The sequence below is a fragment of the Deinococcus sp. NW-56 genome, assembly GCF_002953415.1.
Classification (GTDB): domain Bacteria; phylum Deinococcota; class Deinococci; order Deinococcales; family Deinococcaceae; genus Deinococcus.
This window is the reverse complement of record NZ_CP026516.1, coordinates 2,538,743-2,558,002: the sequence shown is the minus strand read 5'-3', so window position 1 is coordinate 2,558,002 and position 19,260 is coordinate 2,538,743. Positions and strand designations below refer to the sequence as shown.

At 70.6% G+C, this 19,260-nt stretch carries 17 protein-coding genes; 13 read left to right on the top strand and 4 right to left on the bottom strand.

Going from position 1 to position 19,260, the window contains the following annotated elements:
• Nucleotides 1-48: 48 nt before the first annotated feature.
• Genes C3K08_RS12835 through C3K08_RS12825 form a run of 3 tightly spaced genes read left to right on the top strand, consistent with a single transcriptional unit; the run spans nucleotide 49 to nucleotide 1,945 of the window.
• Nucleotides 49-930 carry a folate-binding protein YgfZ gene (locus C3K08_RS12835; RefSeq protein ID WP_104991650.1) on the top strand — a complete coding sequence of 294 codons (882 nt, stop codon included), beginning with the start codon at nucleotides 49-51 and terminating at the stop codon, nucleotides 928-930.
• Nucleotides 923-1,366, top strand: coding sequence for a hypothetical protein (locus C3K08_RS12830; protein ID WP_104991649.1), 444 nt, complete (start codon nucleotides 923-925; stop codon nucleotides 1,364-1,366). The genes C3K08_RS12835 and C3K08_RS12830 overlap by 8 nt, the downstream gene beginning before the upstream one ends.
• 51 nt (nucleotides 1,367-1,417) lie before the next feature.
• Nucleotides 1,418-1,945 carry a GNAT family N-acetyltransferase gene (locus C3K08_RS12825; RefSeq protein WP_104991648.1) on the top strand — a complete coding sequence of 176 codons (528 nt, stop codon included), beginning with the start codon at nucleotides 1,418-1,420 and terminating at the stop codon, nucleotides 1,943-1,945.
• 51 nt (nucleotides 1,946-1,996) lie between these two features.
• Here C3K08_RS12825 and C3K08_RS12820 read toward each other — a convergent pair whose 3' ends face one another.
• From C3K08_RS12820 to C3K08_RS12810, 3 genes are all read right to left on the bottom strand, one after another.
• A complete protein-coding gene (locus tag C3K08_RS12820) occupies nucleotides 1,997-3,019 on the bottom strand; it encodes an ABC transporter permease (protein ID WP_104991647.1) in 1,023 nt (340 codons plus the stop codon).
• Nucleotides 3,019-4,041 (bottom strand): ABC transporter permease, encoded by a 1,023-nt coding sequence (locus tag C3K08_RS12815; RefSeq protein ID WP_104991646.1) that lies wholly within the window; start codon nucleotides 4,039-4,041, stop codon nucleotides 3,019-3,021. Before C3K08_RS12815 ends, C3K08_RS12820 begins: the two co-directional genes overlap by 1 nt.
• Before the next feature lie 210 nt (nucleotides 4,042-4,251).
• The gene (locus C3K08_RS12810; protein WP_104991645.1) at nucleotides 4,252-5,985 is read right to left on the bottom strand and encodes an ABC transporter substrate-binding protein; all 1,734 of its coding nucleotides are present in this window, start codon (nucleotides 5,983-5,985) and stop codon (nucleotides 4,252-4,254) included.
• A gap of 183 nt (nucleotides 5,986-6,168) precedes the next feature.
• Between C3K08_RS12810 and C3K08_RS12805 the strand changes: the two genes are divergently transcribed.
• From C3K08_RS12805 to C3K08_RS12760, 10 genes are all read left to right on the top strand, one after another.
• Nucleotides 6,169-7,188, top strand: a complete 1,020-nt coding sequence (locus C3K08_RS12805; RefSeq protein ID WP_104991644.1) for a D-alanine--D-alanine ligase family protein — start codon at nucleotides 6,169-6,171, stop codon at nucleotides 7,186-7,188.
• 62 nt (nucleotides 7,189-7,250) lie between these two features.
• Nucleotides 7,251-8,243, top strand: coding sequence for an extracellular solute-binding protein (locus tag C3K08_RS12800; protein WP_104991643.1), 993 nt, complete (start codon nucleotides 7,251-7,253; stop codon nucleotides 8,241-8,243).
• Between the two features lie 71 nt (nucleotides 8,244-8,314).
• The gene (locus C3K08_RS12795; protein WP_104991642.1) at nucleotides 8,315-8,728 is read left to right on the top strand and encodes a hypothetical protein; all 414 of its coding nucleotides are present in this window, start codon (nucleotides 8,315-8,317) and stop codon (nucleotides 8,726-8,728) included.
• Nucleotides 8,729-8,919: 191 nt separating this feature from the next.
• Complete coding sequence (locus C3K08_RS12790) at nucleotides 8,920-10,476, top strand: iron ABC transporter permease (protein ID WP_104991641.1); 1,557 nt, start codon at nucleotides 8,920-8,922, stop codon at nucleotides 10,474-10,476.
• Nucleotides 10,473-11,606: an ABC transporter ATP-binding protein gene (locus tag C3K08_RS12785; protein ID WP_104991640.1), complete on the top strand. Its 1,134-nt coding sequence runs from the start codon at nucleotides 10,473-10,475 to the stop codon at nucleotides 11,604-11,606. The genes C3K08_RS12790 and C3K08_RS12785 overlap by 4 nt, the downstream gene beginning before the upstream one ends.
• A 76-nt stretch (nucleotides 11,607-11,682) precedes the next feature.
• The gene (locus C3K08_RS12780) at nucleotides 11,683-12,306 is read left to right on the top strand and encodes a TetR/AcrR family transcriptional regulator (RefSeq protein WP_104991639.1); all 624 of its coding nucleotides are present in this window, start codon (nucleotides 11,683-11,685) and stop codon (nucleotides 12,304-12,306) included.
• Between the two features lie 86 nt (nucleotides 12,307-12,392).
• On the top strand, nucleotides 12,393-13,625 hold the full coding sequence (locus tag C3K08_RS12775; protein WP_104991638.1) for an efflux RND transporter periplasmic adaptor subunit: 1,233 nt from the start codon (nucleotides 12,393-12,395) through the stop codon (nucleotides 13,623-13,625).
• Between the two features lie 61 nt (nucleotides 13,626-13,686).
• Nucleotides 13,687-17,106, top strand: a complete 3,420-nt coding sequence (locus C3K08_RS12770; RefSeq protein WP_104991637.1) for an efflux RND transporter permease subunit — start codon at nucleotides 13,687-13,689, stop codon at nucleotides 17,104-17,106.
• 175 nt (nucleotides 17,107-17,281) lie between these two features.
• A complete protein-coding gene (locus C3K08_RS12765) occupies nucleotides 17,282-18,157 on the top strand; it encodes a neutral zinc metallopeptidase (RefSeq protein WP_104991636.1) in 876 nt (291 codons plus the stop codon).
• A gap of 8 nt (nucleotides 18,158-18,165) precedes the next feature.
• Nucleotides 18,166-18,867, top strand: a complete 702-nt coding sequence (locus C3K08_RS12760) for a M48 family metallopeptidase (protein WP_104991635.1) — start codon at nucleotides 18,166-18,168, stop codon at nucleotides 18,865-18,867.
• A 53-nt stretch (nucleotides 18,868-18,920) separates the two neighbouring features.
• Here the strand turns inward: C3K08_RS12760 and C3K08_RS12755 are convergent, their stop codons facing one another.
• On the bottom strand, nucleotides 18,921-19,133 hold the full coding sequence (locus tag C3K08_RS12755) for a hypothetical protein (protein ID WP_104991634.1): 213 nt from the start codon (nucleotides 19,131-19,133) through the stop codon (nucleotides 18,921-18,923).
• Between the last annotated feature and the right edge of the window lie 127 nt (nucleotides 19,134-19,260).

Genomic DNA, 19,260 nt, shown 5'->3' with positions numbered 1-19,260 from the left:
CTGCCCCCCACCCCACATCCCCGTTCCCTTTTCCCGTAGCCTGACCCCATGTGGACCCGCCTTCCCTCCAGCGCCCTGCGCCTGACCGGGTCAGACCGGGTGGACTTCGCGCAGGGGCAGATGACGGGCGACCTGCGGGGGGCACCCACCCCCGGCCTGGTCGCCGCCTGCTTCCTGAACGTGCGCGGGCAGATCGAGTTCTTCGCCCGCGTGTACAAGCGCCCCAGCGACGTGTACCTCCACCTTGGGGCAGGGCAGGCCCCGGCGCTGGAAGCGCGGCTGCGGCGCTACATCATCTTCGATCAGGTGGAGCTGGCCGATCTCTCGGAGGACCTCCGCACCGTCCACGTCTGGCGCGAGGCCGAGCTGCCCGGCTGGGACCCGGCGGGCGGCGACGCGCAGGAATTCGGGCTGGCGGGGGCCGCCGTGCTGGGCGGGCGCGTGAACCGCACCGGGGCGCCGGGGGTGGACCTGCACTTCCTCGCCCGGCAGGAGGAGGCAGTGCTGGGGGCGCTGGCGGGCGCCGAGGTCGCCCTCCCCGAGCTGCACGCCGCCCGAATCCGCGCCGGGATTCCCGACGTGGACGCCGACGGCTTCGTAGGCACCCTGATTCCGGAGATTGGGCTGGACGTGGGCGGCCCCCTCCCGGCCATCAGCTACCGCAAGGGCTGCTACGTGGGGCAGGAGATCATGGCCCGGCTGGAGGCGCGGGGGCAGGCCCGTTACGCCCTGGCGCGGCTGCGCGGCGAGGGCCTCCCCGAGCGGGCGGAGGTCACCCAGGGCGGCAAGGTCGTCGGGCAATCGGGCGCCCACGCGGGGGGCCTGAGCCTCGCGCGGCTGAGGCGGGAACTCGCGCCGGGGGACCGGGTGGAGGTGGGCGGGGTGCCCGCGACCGTCGAAGCCCTGACCCCCCAGGCGACCGATGCTTGACGCCTTCGTCCGTGAGGTGGGGAGCGGCCAGCCCGCCGACCTCGTGCGGGCCGCGCGGCGGGCGCAGGCGGCAGGCTTCGCGGTGCTGGCAGTGCCGGGGCTGCCGCTGGGCGTGCTGTACGCCCTGAGCGGCCCCACGCTGCTGCCCCCCCCGTGGGTCGCCGCGCTCGCCGGGCTGGGGGCACTCCTCGCCGCGCTGGTGCTGCGGCTGGCGCACTCGGCGGCCCGTGACCCCGGTCAGCCGCCCGCCCGCGCCGTCCTGACCGCCGCCCTGCAATCGGGCGGTGCCCCCGCCGTCCCCTTCCTGCTGGGCTGCACCCTGTTCGCGCAGCCCCTCGCGGTCGTCGCGTTCTGGGCGCTGGCCGGGCTGGGCTACGCCGCCGCGTGGAGCCGGGTGCCGGGCTGGGTGAAGGCGGCGGGCACCCGCCGGACCTGACCCGCCATCTGGCCGACGCCGCCCCCGGCAGGCCGGCTCTACCCTGCGGCCATGTACGCCTGCACGCCCCGCCTCGTCCTCGTCCCCCTTACCCGCGAGGTCATCGCGGGGCGGCTCGCGCAGGCTCCCTTCACGGCGACCCTGCCCACCCCGGATGGCCCCCTCACCGTGACCTACCCTCCGGCGTGGCCCGGCGACCTGTTGCCCCTGCTGCCCGCGCGGCTGGCGGCCTTTGACCCCGAGCGCGAACGCTGGAGCGCCACCCTGGTCGAGCGGGCGACGGGCACCGCCATCGGCCAGATGGGGGCCAAGGGCGGCGGCGTGCCGAATGAGGCGGGCGACGTGGAGATCGGTTACGGCCTCAACCCCGACGCCTGGGGCCAGGGCTACGCGACCGAGGCCGTCGGCGCCCTGGTGACGGCCCTGCTCGCCCGCCCCGAGGTCCGGCGGGTGACCGCGCACACGGCCGTGACCAACCCCGCGAGCGCCCGCGTGCTGGAGAAGCTGGGCTTCGTGCCCGTCGGCACCGCCTGGGACGAGGACGACGGTGACCTGACCGTCTGGGCGCGGGCCAGATAACAGCAAACCGCCCCTGGCGGGAAGGCCAGGGGCGGGCAGGGGGGCGGAAGCTCAGCGCGTCTTGGGGTCGTAGGCGTCGCGCAGGGCGTCGCCGAAGAGGTTAAAGGCGAGGCTGAACAGGATGATGAAGGCCGCCGGGTACACCATCACGTACCAGTACTGCGGCTGCAGCCACGCGCGGGCAAAGTCCACGAGCTGGCCCCACTCGGCGTACCCGGCCGGGAAGCCCAGGCCCAGGAACGAGAGCGCGGCGATGGAGAGCGGGATGGTGCCCAGGTCCAGCACGGCGAGGGTCAGCACGCTGGCGAGGCTGTTGGGAATGATGTGCCGCAGGATCAGGCGCCAGTCGCGGGCGCCGAGGCTGCGGGCCGCGTCCACGAACTCCAGTTGCCGCGTCCGCAGCACGTCGCCGCGCACGATGCGGGCATAGCTCGCCCAGCCGGTCACGGTGTAGGCCAGGATGATGGGCAGCGAGGGGTCGATGCCGGGATTGCTCGCCTTCAGGAAGGTGATCAGGATGATCGTGAGCACCAGCCCCGGCAGGGCGAACAGCACGTCGATAAAGCGCTGAATCAGGTTGTCGATCCAGCCGCCGTAAAAGCCGCTGATCGCGCCGATGATCACGCCCACGATCAGGGTGATGCCCACGATGATGAAGGACAGCTTGAACATCGTGCGGGTGCCCCAGATCAGGCCGTAGAAGATGTCGTAGCCCTGACTGGTCCCGAAGCGGGCTTCCTCGCTGGGCGGGGTGGGCGTGGGCGAGAAGCTCTCGCGCTCGATGGAGTAGCAGGTGTCGGGCGCGGCGAAGTGGGCTTTCCAGAAGACGCCGCTCAGCGGATTGGCGATCTCCTGCGGGCTGCTGGCCCCCAGGTCGCGCACGCAGTTGGAGTCGGCGGAGGGCCGGGCGATGATGGGGGCGAAAAAGCCCATCAACAGGAAGAGGGTGGCGACCAGCAGGCCCACCATGGCGAGCTTGTTGCGCCGCAATTTCATGATGGGGCGCGACGACAGGAAGTCGCGCACGGCGCTGCGCTTCTGGGCCGGGGCGGGGGCAGCAGGTACGGTCGTCATCAGTCAAACCTCACGCGGGGGTCAACCACCCCGTACAGGATGTCGGTCAGGGTGCTGACCACCACCACGATGATGGCTGACAGCAGGGCGAACCCCAGCACCGAGGGCACATCGAGTTGCAGTGCCGACTGCGCGACCCACTGCCCGATACCGGGATAGGCGAAGATCGTCTCGGTGATGATCGAGCCGCTCAGCAATCCGATGATCAGGAAGCCCCCCAGCGTGATGATCGAGAGCAGCGCGTTGCGCCGGGCGTGCTTGAGGTTCACCGTGCGTTCGGGCAGACCCTTGGCGCGGGCGGTGCGCACGTAGTCGCTCGTCAGCGCTTCGAGCATGTTGTTGCGCATCACCTTGAGGATGGTGGCCCCCGAAACGATGATCAGCGTCAGCGCAGGCATGATCATGTGCCGCAGCACGTCGAGGGCGATGTCGAAGCGCCCGTTGAGCAAGGCGTCAAGCCCCAGCATCCCGGTGTAACGCCGGATGTCCCCGACGGCGAACTGGTTGACGACCTCCAGTTGCCCCGCACCCGGCAGCCAGCCCAGGTAGCCGTACAGCACCGCCAGCAGCACGATCCCCAGCACGAAGGTCGGGAGGCTGTAGCCCAGCACCGCGAACACCCGCAGCACCTGGTCAATAAAGCGGTCCTTGTTCAGCGCACTGAGGGTGCCCAGCCACACCCCGATCAGGATGATGGGAATGGCGGTCACCAGCGTCAGCTCGATGGTGTTGGGCAGCCGCTCGATGATGGTGTCCAGCACCGGCTGGCCGCTGGACTTGGAAAAGCCCAGGTCGCCTTGCAGGGTGCTTTGCAGCCACTTGCCGTACTGCACCGGGAAAGGCTGGTCAAGTCCCCGGTCGCGGATGATGCGCTCGAGCTGCGCGGCCTGCTGGTCGCTGCGGATGTACCCCGCCGCGCGCTGCGCGGGCGTGAGCAGCATCGTGAGGGCCACGATCAGGACCGACAGGGCTAGCATGACCAGCGGAATCTGAATGAGGCGGCGGACGATGAAATTGAGCATGACAACCTCTAGGAAGGTGGGAATCTCCGGTGGTCCGGGAGTCGGCGCTGATTCTCGCCCCTGATCAGGGTGGTGTGATGAAAGCAGGTGAGCGGGAAAAAGCGTCAGCACTCCACCATACACGCGCGGCGCCCCCACACAAAGGGGCAGGGCAAAGGGGGACGGGGAAGGCCCTGGTAGACCTTCCCCGTCCCGCGTGGCTTTTGCCGCTTACTTCTTGCTGAGGTCCTTCCAGAAGGTCCCGGTGTCGCTGAAGCTGGTCATGGGGTTGTACGCGCGGGCGCTCACGCCCACGAGGTTGTCGCGGTGGGCGATCACCCCGATGCCCGCCGGAATCAGGATGAAGGGCGACTGCTCATAGGCCCGCTGCCCGACGAGCGAGTACAGCCGGTTGCGGGTGGCCGCGTTGGTGGTGTTGCGGGCCTGCTCCAGCCACTTGTCGACCTGCGCGTCCTTCCAGTTGGCGCGGGGGTAGTAGTACCCGTTGCTGGAGTAGAAGGTGTACATGAAGTTGTCGGGGTCAGCGTAGTCGGGCGCCCAGCCGATGATGATCATGGGCTCCTTCCCGGCCTTGGAGTCGTTCAGCATGGCCGACCACTCCTTGGGCTGAATGTTCACGCGGAACTTGGGGTTCAGCGCCTCGACGTTCTTCTTCAGGATCTCCATGGCCGTCTGCGAGGCCACGTTGCCCGCGCGGTACGAGGCGTTCAGCGTGAAGCCGTTCTTCCAGACGTTGCCGCCCCAGGCCCGCTTGAAGTACGCCTCGGCCTGCTTGGGGTCGTACTTGTAGGTCTTGACCTTGGCGTCGTAGCCGGGGAAGGAGTCGGGGAGCAGCATGGTGCGCTGCTTGCCCTTGCCGTTTTGCACGTCCCGGATGTACTGGGCGTAGTTGAACGAGTTCGCGAAGGCGCGGCGGACGTTCACGTCGCTGAAGAAGTTCGCCGGGATGCCGCGCCCGTCGAGCTTGCCGCTGCCCAGGCGGCTGGGGTCCTTGATGTTCTGGTTCATGAAGAACGCCGAGGCCACGGTGTTGGGCAGGTTGTCCACCACGACCACGCCGGGCTTGCCCTTGAGCTGCTCTTCGATGTTGGCGCGGCCACCGGTCTCGATCAGGTCGGCGTCGCCGCGCAGGAAGGCCTGCTGACGGGCGGCGAGTTCGGGAACCTTCTGGACGATCACGTTCTTGATCGCGGGCTTCTTGCCCCAGTAGCCGTCAAAAGCCTGCGCGAGAATCGCGTTGGCGTCACGGCGCACCAGGCGGTACGCCCCCGTGCCGCTGGGCTGCTTGTTCAGGTTGCTGCCCTGCAGGTCCTTGCCGATCCAGTTCTTCCAGTCGGCCTCGGTGCCCTTCCACTCGCCCACCTTGATGGCGTGCTGGCGGTCCACGACGCTCTGGCCCGCGTAGGCCATCTTGGAGAGGAACGCGGGGTCCACCTTGGGCAGGGTAAAGACGAGCTGCCCGGCGCGGTTGCACTCCACGGCGCGGTCGATTCTGGCCCAGGTGATGCTCTTGTCGTCGCCCGCGTTGGCGCCGGTGCCCAGCAGGCTCTCGGCGAAGAACCAGTTGCCCGACTCGGCGGCGTTGGTGACCAGGTTGCGCTCGAAGGTGTACTCGGCGTCCGCGCAGGTCATGGTGTTGCCGGAGTGGAACTTGACGTTCTTGCGCAGGTCGAAGGTGTAGGTCTTGCCGCCGTTGCTGATGGCCCACTTGGTCGCCAGCAGGGGCTCGAGTTCACGGATGCTCGCACCCTTGTAGGTCACCAGCGTCTCGTAGAGGTTCTCGACAATCGAGCCCGAGGCGGTGTCGTAGGTCGCGGCGGGGTCCAGCGTGGGCACGTCGTTGGCCCACTGGACGACCAGTGTGTCCTTGGCGACGGCAGCCTGGGCGGTGCTGGCGACCGCAGCAGCGAAGAGCAGCGAGCTGAGCAGAGCGATTTTCTTCATGGTGCCTCCTGGGGCAAAGCGGTTTGTCGTGCCGCAGTCCGGTCGGTGTGGCCGGGCCGGGAAACCTGTGGATGTCAGACGGAGCCAATCATAGCGCAGCCTGAGCAGGGCATGTGAGAGGTTTCAAGGGGTCTTGGGGCGCCTCCCCCGGCCCAGGCCATGCGGGTGCCATACTGCCCCGCGATGAAGAAACGCATCCTGCTGCTGGCGGGCGGTCAGTCCGGCGAACACGAGGTCAGCCTGATGAGCGCCCGCAGTGTCCTCTCGGCCCTGCCGCGCGACCAGTTCGACGTGACCCCGGTGGTCATCAGCCCGCAGGGGCGATGGCTGCCGCCGACCGACACCGCCCGCGCCCTGGAAACCGGACAGGCGGTTCCCGGCGGCGACCTCGTCCTGCACCGCGCCGCGAGCGCCGAGGGCTACGACGCCGTCTTTCCCCTGCTGCACGGCCCGATGGGAGAAGACGGCACCATCCAGGGCCTGCTGACCCTCGCCGGGATTCCCTTCGTGGGGTCGGGCGTGCTGGGGTCGGCGGTCAGCATGGACAAGGTGATGACCAAGCAGGTGCTCGCGTCGGTGGACATTCCGCAGGTGGACTGGCGGCTGGCCGTGCGCCGCGAGTGGCAGACCCGCCCGGCAGAGGTCGAGGCCCGCGCCGCTGAACTGGGCTTTCCTCTCTTCGTGAAGCCCGCCAACCTCGGCTCCAGCGTGGGCATCAGCAAGGTGAGCCGCCCCGAGGACTTGCAGGCGGCCCTCGACCTCGCCTTTTCCCTCGACCGCCGCGTGATTCTGGAAGCGATGACGCCCCACAAGCCGCGCGAGGTGGAGGTCGGGATTCTGGGCAACGACGCGCCCATTGCCAGCCCGGTGGGAGAACTGCGCTTCGACGCCGATTTCTACGACTACGAGACGAAATACACCGAGGGGCGCGCCGAGATGCATATTCCCGCGCCGCTGCCTGCCGAGGTAGCCGAGCGGGTCCGCAGCCTCGCCCTGACGGCTTTCCGGGCGCTCGACGGCGCGGGGCTGGCGCGGGTCGACTTCTTCTACGTGGAGGAGACGGGCGAGCTGTTCCTGAATGAGGTGAACACCATGCCCGGCTTCACCACGACCTCCATGTACCCCAAGCTGTTCGAGGCGGCGGGCCTGAGCTACAGCGAACTCGTGACCCGGCTGATCGAGCTGGCGTTGGAACGGCGGTAGACCACCGGGGCCATAACCTGCCCGTGTTGACAATTCCGAGCAACTTACTTAGGATTCGCCCCATGAAGCGTTTCCTGCTCGCCTCGGCGGCCCTGCTGCTCTCCGGTTCCTCGCTGGCCCAGTCCCAGATCACCGTGTACTCGGGCCGCGCCAAGACCTTCGTGGACCCCATCGTGCAGCAGTTCGAGCGCTCGACGGGCATCAAGGTAAATGTCCGCTACGGCACCGACAGCCAGCTCGTGGCCGCCCTGCGCGAGGAGGGGAGCCGCAGCCCCGCCGACGTGTTCTGGGGCAACTCGGTGGGGGCGCTGGGCGAACTCGCCGAGGACGGCAAGTTCCTGAAGCTGACCTCCGCGATGGTGCGCGGCGTGGCGCCCGACTACGTGCCCGACGACCGGACCTGGCTGCCGACCACCGTGCGCTTCCGGGTGCTGGCCTACAACCCGAACAAGATCAAGGCGGAGCAGCTCCCCGACAGCGTGCTGGACCTGCCCAAGATGACCTCCCTGAAGGGGCGCATCGGCTGGACGGTGAGCTACCCCTCCTTCCAGGACTTCCTGGCGGGCATGATCGCCAAGCACGGCGAGGCGACCACCCGGCAGTGGATCGCGGGCATGAAGGCGCTTGCCCCCAAGGACTACAAGACCAGCAACGTGGGGATGCTGGAGGCGATGCGGGCGGGCGAGATCGACGTCGCGCTCACCAACCACTACTACATCCAGCGGGTCAACCGCCTGAACTACCCGGTCGAGACCTACTTCTTCAAGAACGGCGACATCGGCAACCTGGGCAACGCGACGGGCGCGGCCATCCTGAAGACCAGCAAGAACCGCGCGGCCGCCACCCGCTTCCTCCAGACGCTGACGGGCAAGGACGCGCAGACCTTCTTCCTGAGCGTGAACTTCGAGTACCCGGTAATCGGCAACATCATCCAGCCCACCACCATGCTGAGCTTCAGCGACGTGACCAAGCGCAGCCCGCGCGTGGACCCCGCCGTGCTGCCCAAGAACATCGAGAAGGCGCAGCGGCTGCTGCGGGAGGCGGGTCTGCTGTAAGAGCCGCCGCCAGCAAGAGGGGAGGTCTCGCCTGCGGGTGGGGCCTCCTCCGCTTGTGGTGAGATACGGACATGAACCTGCTGGGAGGCGTGCTGGGTGCCCTGCTGACCTGCGGGGTGGTGCTGGGCCTGCTGCGGCTGTGGCCTGCCCCGGCGCGGGTGCTGGGGGTGCTGGGCTGGCCTGCGTGGGTGGTGACCGCGCTGTGGACGGTGCTGACGTGGAACCTGGAGTCCTCGGAGCCTGTTGACCCGCTCACCATCGGCTTCTCCAACATCTTCCTGATCCTGGGCCTGCTGGTGGGCCTGCTGTGTGCCCTGCCCCGGCGCAGGCACTGGCCGCGCGAGGCCTTCTGGGTCTCGTGGGGCGTGGGATTGCTGGCGGTGGTGGTGCTCTGGCTGGGGACCCTCAGCGTGAATGCCGCCTTCTGGCTGCCGCCTGAGCAGAGAGTGCCCCTTTTTCCGGCTTTGTCGGTGGAGTGCTGCTGAGCCTGCTGCCTGCGCTGGCGGCGGCCGAGTTGGTCGGGCGGCGGGAGCGGAGGGCCGGGGTGAAGGGTGGATAGCACAACCCCCAGCCGGGGCCGGGGGTGTCCTTTTTCGGGGCGGGACGCCTGCCCCCCAATCCCGACCAACTTACTCTGATAAATTGGCGCGGTTGGCCCCTGCGGCCTGCCTTCTCTATGACCCTGCGCCGCCGACTGCCCCCCACCCTGGCCCTGCCCGCCCTGCTGACGGCGCTGGGGGTGCTGCTGCCGCTCGCGTACCTCGTGCTGCGGGCCTTCGGGGCCGAGGCGCAGGAATTGCGCGAGATCGTGTTCCGGGTCCGTAACCTCGAACTGCTGCGGAACACGCTGGGGCTGGCGCTGGGGGTGCTGGCGGCGGGAACGGCGGTGGCGCTGCCGCTCGCATACCTGGCCGCCCGAACGACCTTCCGGCCGCGCTGGGCCTTGACGCTGCTGGGGGTGCTGCCGCTGGCGATTCCGGGATACGTGGGGGCGTACGCGCTCATTGCCGCGAGCGGGCCGGGGGGCACCATCTGGGCGGCGACGGGCCTGAACCGGCCGGGGCCGAGCGGGTTCTGGGGGGCGCTGGGGGTGCTGACCCTCTTTACCTTCCCGTACCTGTTCCTGAACCTGCACGCCGCGCTGCGGGCACAGGACCCCGCGCTGGAGGATGCCGCCCGACTGCTGGGCCGCACGCCGGGGCAGACCTTCCGCGAAGTCACGCTGCCGCACCTGCGCCCGGCGTGGCTGTCGGGCGGGCTGCTCGTCACCCTGCACGTGCTGGGCGACTTCGGGGTGACCAGCCTGATGCGCTACCCCACCTTCAGCGCGGCCATTTACCAGCAGTACACGGCGGCCTACGACCGGGTGTACTCGGCGTGGCTGGCGCTGATGCTGCTCGTCGTGACCGGGCTGACCCTGTGGCTCGAAGCACGGCTGATGCGCGGGGTGTTTCTCTCGCGGGTGTCGCCGGGAGGAGCGCGGCAACCCGCCCGCGTGCCCCTGCGCGGCTGGACGCTGCCCGCCTGGGTGTTCGTGGGGCTGCTGGCGGGGGCCGCGCTCGTCGTGCCGCTGGGGACGGTGGGCTACTGGCTGCGGCTGGAGCAGAACCCCTACGCGCTCGCCGGGCTGTGGGACGCGACCCGCTCGGCGCTCACGGCGGCGGGGGTGGCGGCGATCACCACCACGGTCCTCGCCTTCCCGCTGGCCTACATCGGCAACCGTTACGCGGGGCGGGCAGCCCGCGTCACCGAGCGGGTGGCTTACCTGGGTTACGCGACGCCGCCGCTGGCCTTTGCGCTCGCGCTCGTCTTCTTCGTCCTCAGATCGGCGCCGGGGCTGTACCAGACCTTCGCCCTGCTGATCCTGGCCTACACCCTGCACTTCGTCGCGGAGGCGATCGGCCCCATCCGTACCTCGCTGGCGAAGGCGACGCCCCGGCTGGAGGAGGCCGCGCGGGTGCTGGGCGCCCGGCCCGCCCGGACCCTCTGGCAGGTCACCCTGCCCCTGATGCGGCCCGGATTGCTGGCGAGCGCGGCCTTCGTGTTCCTGAGCGTCCTCAAGGAACTGCCGCTGACCCTGCTGCTGGCCCCGACCGGCTTTGACACCCTGGCCCGCAACGTCTGGACGTACACCGAAGAAGCGCAGTACGCGGCGGCGGCCCCCTACGCGCTGGTGCTGGCCCTCAGCGGGGCGCTGCTCACCGTGTTGATCCTGAGGAGAGAGAGGACATGACCCACGCCCCTTCCGGCTTTCGTGCCCTGCTGACCCGCCGGGGAGCGGGCGCGACCCTGACGCCCCCGGCTCCTGCCGCTGCTGCCGCGACCCTGGCCGACCCCACCGCGCCGCTGCTGGAGATCGCGGCCCTGACCAAGAGCTACGCGCCGGGGCTGCCCCCCGTGCTGGAGGCGCTGGACCTGCGGGTGGCGCCCGGCGAGCTGATCACGCTGCTGGGGCCGTCGGGCTGCGGCAAGACGACCACCCTGCGGCTGATCGCGGGGCTGGAAACGCCGGACAGCGGGAGCATCCGCATCGCGGGGCGCGAGATGACCGCCCCGCCCGTGCCCCCGGAGCGGCGCGGCGTGGGGCTGGTGTTTCAGGACTACGCCCTCTTTCCGCACCTCACCGTATTGGGGAATGTGCTGTTCGGCCTGTCCGGGTTGCCCCGCGCCGGGCGGCTGGCCCGCGCCCGTGAAACGCTCGCGCTCGTGGGCCTGACCGTCTTCGAGGGCCGCTACCCGCACCAGCTCTCGGGCGGGCAGCAGCAGCGGGTGGCGCTGGCCCGTGCGCTGGCGCCCCGGCCCGCGCTGCTGCTGCTGGACGAGCCTTTTTCCAATCTTGACGCGCAACTGCGCCACTCCACCCGGCAGGAGGTCCGCGCGATCCTGCGCCAGAGCGGGACCACCGCGATCCTGGTGACCCACGACCAGGAGGAAGCGCTGGCCTTCTCCGACCGCCTCGTCGTGATGCGGGCGGGCAAGGTCGAGCAGATCGGCCCCCCGCACGAGGTCTATGCCCACCCGCGCACCGCGTTTGTCGCCAACTTCCTGGGGCGCAGCAACCTGCTGTCGGGCACGGCGAGCGGCCGGAGCGCCCGCACCGCCCTGGGCGACCTGCCGCTGGAAGAACCCGCGCAGGGGCCGGTCCTCGTGAGCGTGCGCCCGGAGCATCTCGCCTTCGCGCGGCCCGGCGAGGACGGCACTCCGGTCACCATCGTGGCCCGCGAGTACAAGGGCCACGACGTGACCTACGCGGTGCGGCTGGGAGGCCAGGAATTGCTCGTCCACACGTCGGGCCAGGAGGTCTGGCCGGAGGGCGAGGAAGTCCGCGTGCGCGTGACCTGTCCGGCGCGGGCAGTGCAGTAGCCCCCAGGGAGAGCGGCGTCCCCACTGTAGGCAAACGTACCGGCTCCCGGCCATTCCTGAGTCCATACTCAATTACATGGCCCGGCCCCGGAGTGTCTCGGACGAACAGATCGTGGAAGCGGCCCGCGCCGTCTTCCTGGAGCGCGGCGTGGGGGCGACCACCGCCGAGATCGCGCGGCGGGCGGGCGTCGCGGAAGGCACGCTGTTTACCCGCTACGCGACGAAGGCCGACCTTTTCGAGGCGGCGGTAGGCCTGCGCGACGTGGCCCCCTGGCGCGACGACCTGCCCGGCCGGGTGGGCATGGGCGAGGTGCGCGGGCATCTGGAACACGTCGCCCGGCGCGTTCTGGAGGACGCGGCGCGGGTGCTGCCCCGCCTCACGCTGATGCTCTCGCAGGGGCACGCCCCCGACCACAACCCGCTGCTGCGGCGGATCGGGGACCCGCTGCGCCGGGACCTGGGCGCCCTGGCCGCCTACCTCCGCGCGGAGATGGGCCTGGGTCGCGTGCGCTCTCAGGACCCCGAGGTCGCTGCCCTCGCGCTGCTGGGGGCGTTAACCCAGCATGTCCACCGCGAGCTGCTCGCCGGGGCAGAGGGGGAGGGCGATTCGCCCTGCTTCTCCTCTCCTCTTGCTCCAACTGATCCCGACCGCTTCGTCTCCGCGCTGCTCGACCTGCTGTGGCCCGGCCTCGCGCCCTGATATGCTCATCGCCCCATGCCCGTTTCGGAGGTTTCCCCTATGCCCCATCCCCCGCCCCCCGTCCTCTCGTTTCCCCGGTGGTTCGCGTGAACCGCGCCCTGTTGCCCCTGACCCTCCTGCTCGCGCTGACGGCCTGCTCGCCTGAGGGGGGAGGAGGGGAGGAGACGGCCACCCGCCTCTCCACCCCGCCGCCCAAGACGACCGCGCTCGCCGTGCGGACCGTGCGGGCCGAGGAAGGCGAGCTGACGGTGCCCCGCACGGTGGCCGCGACGCTGGAGGCGGGCCGCGACAGCAACGTGGCGGCGCAGGCGGGCGGCACGGTGGTCCGCGTGCTGGTCTCGGAGGGCGAGCGGGTGGCGAGCGGGCAGGGGGTGGTGCAGCTCGACGACACGGCGGCGCAGCAGGCGCTGACCTCGGCGCGGCTGGGGCTGCAGCAGGCCGAACTTAGCTTGCGGCAGGCGCGGGACGCGGTGGAGGCGGCCCGGCCCGCGCTGGAGGCGGGGGTCCGTGCCGCCGAACTGGGCCTGCGCCGCGCCCGCCAGGAAGCGCAGGACGCCCAGGACCGCTACGACGATGACCAGATCACCGAGTCCGCCCTCCTCGCGGCCCAGGCCGGGCAGGCGCAGGCCGAGAGTGCCCTCGCGCAGGCCCGCAACGCCCTGGCGCAGAACGGCCGGGCGGGGGCGGGCAGCCCGGAGGCCCTCGAACTGAGCGTCCAGAGCGCCCGCGCCGGGGTCACCCAGGCCGAAACCGCGCTGGCCCGCACGGTCGTCCGTGCCCCCTTCGCGGGGGTCGTGGTGTCGGTCGCGGCCGAGGTGGGCGAGGCGGTGGGGCAGGGCAGCCCGGTCTTCCGACTCGTGGAGGCGGGCAATGTCCGCGCCCGCTTCAACGTGACCCCGGCGGACGCGGCGGCGCTCTCGCCCGGCACCCGGCTCAACCTCGACGCGGGCGGGCAGACCTACGTGGCCGTCGTGAACGAGGTCAGCGGGGTGGCGGGGGGCGACCGCCTCGTGCCCGTGACCGCGCGGGTGGAAGGCGGGGCCGACCTGCCAGTGGGTGGCGCGGCGCAGGTGCGTTACCGGGCCACCGTGGGCGGCGGCGTCCTCGTGCCGTCGTCGGCCCTGAGCGTGGAGGGCGGCGAGAGTGCGGTTTACGTCGTGGAGGACGGCGTCGCGCAGCGCGTGCCCGTCCGGGTGGACGCCGAATCCCGTGGCCGGGTCGCCGTGCGCGGGCTGGACGCCGGGGCCAGGGTGGTCACCCCGGTGCCGGGCAGCCTTCAGGACGGGGCGCGGGTGCGCGTGGCCGGAGGAGGGTCATGAGGCGAGCTGGCCGCGTCCGCTCCTCCGTCTCCCGGCCTGACTTCCCCCTCCCGGAGTTCCCATGAGCACCCACGATCCCCCCGAGTTCGACCTGCCGCGCGGCACCCTGCCCGACGGGACCCCCGAGCCGCCCGTTCACCCCGCCGTGCGCTTCAGCGTGCGCAACTACGTCTTTTCCATCGGCATCTTCGTGATGGTGGTGCTGTTCGGGCTGCTGGCGACGACCCGGCTGGGGGTGGAACTGCTGCCCAGTTTCGAGGTGCCGGTGCTGGCCGTCTCGACCGCCTACCCCGGCGCGACGCCCGATCAGGTGGACCGCGAGGTCAGCCAGCGCGTCGAGGCCGCCGTGAGCACCCTGGGCGGCGTCGTGGACATCAACACGACCTCGGTGAGCAACCAGTCGGCGGTCGTCATTACCTTTTCCGACGACACGAATATCGACTCGGCGGCCAACAGCGTCTCGCAGGCGGTGGCGGCCATTCGCGGCACGCTGCCGAGCGGGGCCGACGCGCCGGTCGTGCAGAAGTTCGACCCCAACGCCACCCCCATCCTGACCCTGGCCCTGCTGGGCGGCTCGGCCCGCGCCCCCGACGTGGCCGCCTACGCCGAGGACACGCTGGTGCCGCGGCTGGAGCGCGTGCCCGGCGTGGCCGACGTGGCGGTGTCGGGCGGCCCGGCGCGGCAGGTGCAGGTGCTGCTGGACCCCACCCGGCTCCAGACCTACCGCCTCACGCCGGGGCGGGTGGCGGGGGCGATTCAGGCCTCGGCGCTCGACCTCCCGGCGGGCAGCGTGACCCAGGACGGCACCACGGTGGGCTTTTCCACCCGCAACACGCCGACCAGCCTCGCGGAGGTCGAACGCATCGTCGTGGACCCTGCCTCCGGCCTGCGGGTCGCGGACGTGGCGACCGTGCGCGACACCTCCGCCCGGCCGACCAGCTACGCCCGCGTCAACGGGCAGCCCGCCGTCCTCCTCAGCGTCCGCAAGGCCAGCGGCACGAACAGCGTGGCCGTCGCGGACGAGGTGACCGAGGCCCTGGCGGAACAGCCCCTGCCCGACGGCTATCAGCTCACCCTCGCCAGCGATACCACGACCGCCACCCGCGCGACGGTGGAGGACACCTTCAAGGAGTTCCTGATCGCCATCGGCGCGGTGGGTGTGATCGTGCTGCTGTTCCTGGGGCGGCTGAACACGGTCTTCGCGGTCATCCTCGCCATCCCGATCTCCATCAGCGCCGCGCCGCTGCTCTACAGCCTGTTCGGGTTTTCCTTCAACATCGTCTCGCTGCTGGCGATCATCGTCGCCATCGGCATCGTGGTGGACGACTCCATCGTGGTGGCCGAGAACGTGCAGCGCTACCGGGATATGGGCTATGGCCTGCTGCGCAGCGTGCTGGTGGGCGGCTCGGAGGTCTTCTCGGCGGTCACGGCGGCCTCCTTCTCGCTGCTCGCGGTGCTGATCCCGCTGTCCTTTATGCCGGGCATCCTGGGCCAGTTCTTCAGCCAGTTCGGGCTGGGGCTGGCGGCGGCGATCACGCTGAGCTGGCTCGAGAGCCTGCTCTTTCTCACCGTCCGCATGGCCTACACCCGTGACCCGCAGCCGATCGGCTGGCGGCAGGTGCCCGGCGTGCTGGGACGGCTGCCGCGCTTTTTCCGGGAGGCGCTGGCGGGGGTGCGGACCTTCTCCGGTCTGCTGCTGCTCGCCCTGGCGGGGGCCGCGCTGTGGGTGGGCCTCGACCGCCTGACCGATCTGGAACTGCCCGCCGTCGCCGCGCTGTCCATCCTGCTCGCCCCCGTACTGCTGACCCTGGTCCGCTACCTGCTGACGGTCCTGCTGGCCCTCCTTGAGGCGCTGACGGGCACCCTGCACGGCTGGACCAACCGGGGCGTGACCGCGACCGCCCGCGCCTATGCCCGCAGCGTGAGCGGGGTGCTGCGGCGGCCCTGGGTGGTCATGCTGCTGGCGGGAGCCTTCCTGCTCAGCGTGCCGCTGGCGATGCGGAATATCGGCTTCGCCTTTATTCCCCAGAGCGACAGCGGCATCCTGACCGCCGAGGTGGAGCTGCCCCCCGGCACCGAACTCTCGCGCACGAACGCGCTGACCGCCCGGCTGGAGGAAAACCTGCTGGCCCGCCCCGAGGTCCGGCTGGTGCAGACCAGCGTGGGCGCGGGCGGCGTGCTGGGCGGCACGAACGCCAACACCGCCAGCCTGACCGTGACCCTCGCCCCGCGCGAGGAACGCCCCGGCATCGAGGCCCTCGCCGCCGACTACGCCCGCGACTTCTCGGCCATCGCCGCCGGGGTGCCGGGCGCGGAGGTGCGGGTGGCCTCACAGCAGGGCGTGCCGGGGGGCGGCTCGGACCTCAGCCTTGCCCTGACCGCGCCCAATCAGGCGCTGCTGGCCGGGCGCAACCGCGACCTCCTGCGGCTGCTCGCGGCCGACCCCAACATCGCCTCGCTGGAAAGCAGCCTCTCGGCCACCCGGCAGGAGCGGACCTTCGTGCCGGACCCTGCGCGACTGGCGGGCACCGGCCTGACCGTCTCGGACGTGGCGCAGGCGCTGCGGACCTACAACGACGGCAGCGTGGCGGGCCGCCTGCGCGACGGCGACCGCAGTGTGGACATCGTGGTGCGCCTCGACCCCGCGCAGGTGCAGGGCGGCGAGAGCCTGCTCGACCAGACGGTCTTCGCGCCCGCGCTGGGGGCCAACGTGCCGCTCGCCGCCTTGGGCACTTTCCAGACCCGGCAGGCCCCGGCCACCCTCAGCCGGTTGAACAAGGCGTACACGGCCAGCCTCGACATCGACCTCGTGCCCGGCGGTCCCAACGCCTTCGCCTACCAGCAGACGCTGATCGACCGGGCGGCGGCGGCCGGAATCCTCACCGACGGGGTGACGCTGGGCAACGCGTCCTCCTTCGGGACGGCGGGCCTGACCGAGGACCTGGTGTTCTACGGCCCGGTCGTGCTCATCCTTGCCGTGCTGCTGACCTACCTCGTGCTGGGGTCGCAGTTCAACTCGTTCCGCTACCCCATTTACCTGCTGCTGCCCGTGCCGCTCGCCATCGTGGGAGCGCTGTGGACCCTCAGTCTGTTCGGGGTGGACCTCGACGTGATCACGGTGCTGGGCATGGTGATTCTGCTGGGCCTGTCCACCAAGAACTCGATCCTGTATCTCGAATTCGTGACCGAGCGGATGCGCTCGCTGCCGCTGCGGGAAGCACTGATCGAAGCCGCCGAGTTGCGCTTTCGGCCCATCATCATGACCACCCTGACGGTGCTGGTGATCAGCATTCCCCTGGTGCTGGGGCAGGGCGACGGCGCCGAGTTCCGCCGGGGCCTGGGCATCGTGATTCTGGGCGGGGTGATCACGTCCACGCTGCTGACCTTCTTCGTGGTGCCCGCCGTCTTCTACCAGTTCGAGCGTCGCCGGGTGGCTCCGCCCACGCCCGTGGGGCTGGGGGCCGTGCCCGCCGCCGACTGAGTGCGGGGCAGGGGAGGGGGTGGAGGGACTGGGAGCCCTCCGCCCCTTTTCCTATGGCTTGGTCAAGACCCGCTCACGGGGGGACTCCTACAATGCCCCCTGAGCCACGCAGGAGCCGAGCCGTTCCCCATTCAGGGCCGCGCTGGGGCTGCGGGCCGATCGAAGGAGGCTGGACATGGACTGGAGAAACCTTCCCCGCAGCGGCGGCGGAGTACAAACGGGTGGCGGCGGGGGCCTGCCGGGCGGTGGGCTCGCGGTGGGCGGCGGCATCGGTGGCCTGATCATCGCCCTGATCGCCATGTTCTTCGGGGTGGACCCCAGCGTCATCACGGGCGGCCAGACGGTTCCGACGCAGACGCAGACGCAACCCCAGACGCCGTCCGAGGCAGGCACGGCGGGCGAAACCGAGGAATACGAGTTCCTCGACCGCATCCTGGGCAGCACCAACGAGGTCTGGAGCGGCATCTTCCAGCAGGCGGGGCGCACCTATACCAAGCCCATCCTGGTGTCCTTCCGGGGCTCGGTGCCCACCGCCTGCGGCCAGGGGACGAGCGCGACCGGTCCCTTCTACTGCCCGCTGGACAACAAGATCTACATCGACACCGCCTTTTTCGCGCAGATGGACCGTCAGCTTGGCGGCGGCGGCGACTTCGCGTACTCCTACGTGATCGCCCACGAGGTCGGGCACCACGTCCAGAACGAACTCGGCATCGCCGATCAGGTCACGCGGGCACAGCAGGGCGCCCGCACCGAGGCCGAGGCCAACAGCTACGGGGTGCGCCTGGAACTCCAGGCCGACTGCTTCGCCGGGGTCTGGGGCAATCAGGTCTCCAGCCTCGCCAACCTGACCCAGGAGGACGTGCGCGAGGCCGTGAACACGGCGGCGGCCATCGGCGACGACACCCTGCAACGCCAGAGCCGGGGCTACGTGGTGCCCGACTCCTTTACCCACGGCAGCAGCCAGCAGCGGGTGAACTGGTTCATGACCGGCTTCAAGAGCGGCGACCCCAACCAGTGCGACACCTTCAACCGGGACTACAACCAGCTATAACAGAGGCCATGCCGCGCCCCCGACCTGCCCCCCTGTGGACGGTTGGGGGCGTTCCGGTGCAACTGCGCCGCAGCCCCCGCCGCCGCACGCTGGCCCTTCAGGTCCGCCCCGGCGAGGTCGTGCTGCACGCCCCCACCCGCACGCCGGAGGGCACGCTCGCCGCCTTCGTGGAGTCCCGCCGCGAGTGGGCCGAGCGGCATCTGCGGACCTTTGCGGCGCGGCAAACTCCAGCGGCCCAGTGGTACGACGGTTCCCCTTACCCCTTCCTGGGCGAGACGCTGACCCTGCGGCTGGTGCCCGGTGTGCGTCAGGCGCAGCGGGTGGGCAATGAAGTGCACCTCCCGCCCGGCCCGGACCTCGCCGCGAGCCTGGAAGGGTGGAGTCGCGCCGCTGCCCTCCCCCTCTTCCGCGCCTGGGTTGAGGAATATGCGGAGGCGCTGGGGGCCAGGGACCGGCTGGGGCGGGTAGCCCTGAGCGGTGCCCGCACCCGCTGGGGCAGTTGCACCTCGCGCGGCGATATCCGACTGCACTGGGCGCTCAGCCGCGCTCCCCGTGAGGTCGCCCGCTACGTCGTCCTGCACGAGGCCGGGCATCTGCTGGAACTCAATCACTCGCCCCGCTACTGGGGTCATGTGGCCCGCCTGATGCCCGAGCACGCGCGGTGGCGGCGCTGGTTGCGCGAGCAGGGACATACGTTGTGGCCCTCCTGAACCGCAGCAGAACGCCGCCGACCTGCTCAGGTCGGCGGCTCCGGCTGTTCGCTTCACATCGCGGGCATCGGTGTCGGGCTGGGCAGGCCCGGCGTGTCCGGGTTACTCGTCGGGTCCGGCTCGGGCATGCCCGGCAGGTCCGGGTTCATGGGCGGGTCCATGATCGGGCCGGTGTCGTCGCCGCCGGGCATCCGCTCGGGCAGGGGCGCGGGGGTGTCGGTGGGTTCGGTGGCGGGCATGGGCGGGCGGTCGTAGGGTCCGGTCATGGGGGCTACCTCCTGTGGAAACTGTCCCCAGTTTGCCCACCCCAGAGGAGGACCGCGCCCGAGGGGGGTGAAGGGAGCTTCACGCGGGGGCCATGACCTACAGGATTTCGCAAGACCCGCGCCCGGC

Coding starts and splice junctions, on each gene's coding strand:
- C3K08_RS12755 (WP_104991634.1), bottom strand. CDS start 19,133: ATGACCGGACCCTACGACCGCCCGCCCATGCCCGCCACCGAACCCACC.
- C3K08_RS12770 (WP_104991637.1), top strand. CDS start 13,687: ATGAGCACCCACGATCCCCCCGAGTTCGACCTGCCGCGCGGCACCCTG.
- C3K08_RS12765 (WP_104991636.1), top strand. CDS start 17,282: ATGGACTGGAGAAACCTTCCCCGCAGCGGCGGCGGAGTACAAACGGGT.
- C3K08_RS12760 (WP_104991635.1), top strand. CDS start 18,166: ATGCCGCGCCCCCGACCTGCCCCCCTGTGGACGGTTGGGGGCGTTCCG.
- C3K08_RS12820 (WP_104991647.1), bottom strand. CDS start 3,019: ATGACGACCGTACCTGCTGCCCCCGCCCCGGCCCAGAAGCGCAGCGCC.
- C3K08_RS12785 (WP_104991640.1), top strand. CDS start 10,473: ATGACCCACGCCCCTTCCGGCTTTCGTGCCCTGCTGACCCGCCGGGGA.
- C3K08_RS12810 (WP_104991645.1), bottom strand. CDS start 5,985: ATGAAGAAAATCGCTCTGCTCAGCTCGCTGCTCTTCGCTGCTGCGGTC.
- C3K08_RS12805 (WP_104991644.1), top strand. CDS start 6,169: ATGAAGAAACGCATCCTGCTGCTGGCGGGCGGTCAGTCCGGCGAACAC.
- C3K08_RS12780 (WP_104991639.1), top strand. CDS start 11,683: ATGGCCCGGCCCCGGAGTGTCTCGGACGAACAGATCGTGGAAGCGGCC.
- C3K08_RS12825 (WP_104991648.1), top strand. CDS start 1,418: ATGTACGCCTGCACGCCCCGCCTCGTCCTCGTCCCCCTTACCCGCGAG.
- C3K08_RS12830 (WP_104991649.1), top strand. CDS start 923: ATGCTTGACGCCTTCGTCCGTGAGGTGGGGAGCGGCCAGCCCGCCGAC.
- C3K08_RS12815 (WP_104991646.1), bottom strand. CDS start 4,041: ATGCTCAATTTCATCGTCCGCCGCCTCATTCAGATTCCGCTGGTCATG.
- C3K08_RS12790 (WP_104991641.1), top strand. CDS start 8,920: ATGACCCTGCGCCGCCGACTGCCCCCCACCCTGGCCCTGCCCGCCCTG.
- C3K08_RS12835 (WP_104991650.1), top strand. CDS start 49: ATGTGGACCCGCCTTCCCTCCAGCGCCCTGCGCCTGACCGGGTCAGAC.
- C3K08_RS12795 (WP_104991642.1), top strand. CDS start 8,315: ATGAACCTGCTGGGAGGCGTGCTGGGTGCCCTGCTGACCTGCGGGGTG.
- C3K08_RS12800 (WP_104991643.1), top strand. CDS start 7,251: ATGAAGCGTTTCCTGCTCGCCTCGGCGGCCCTGCTGCTCTCCGGTTCC.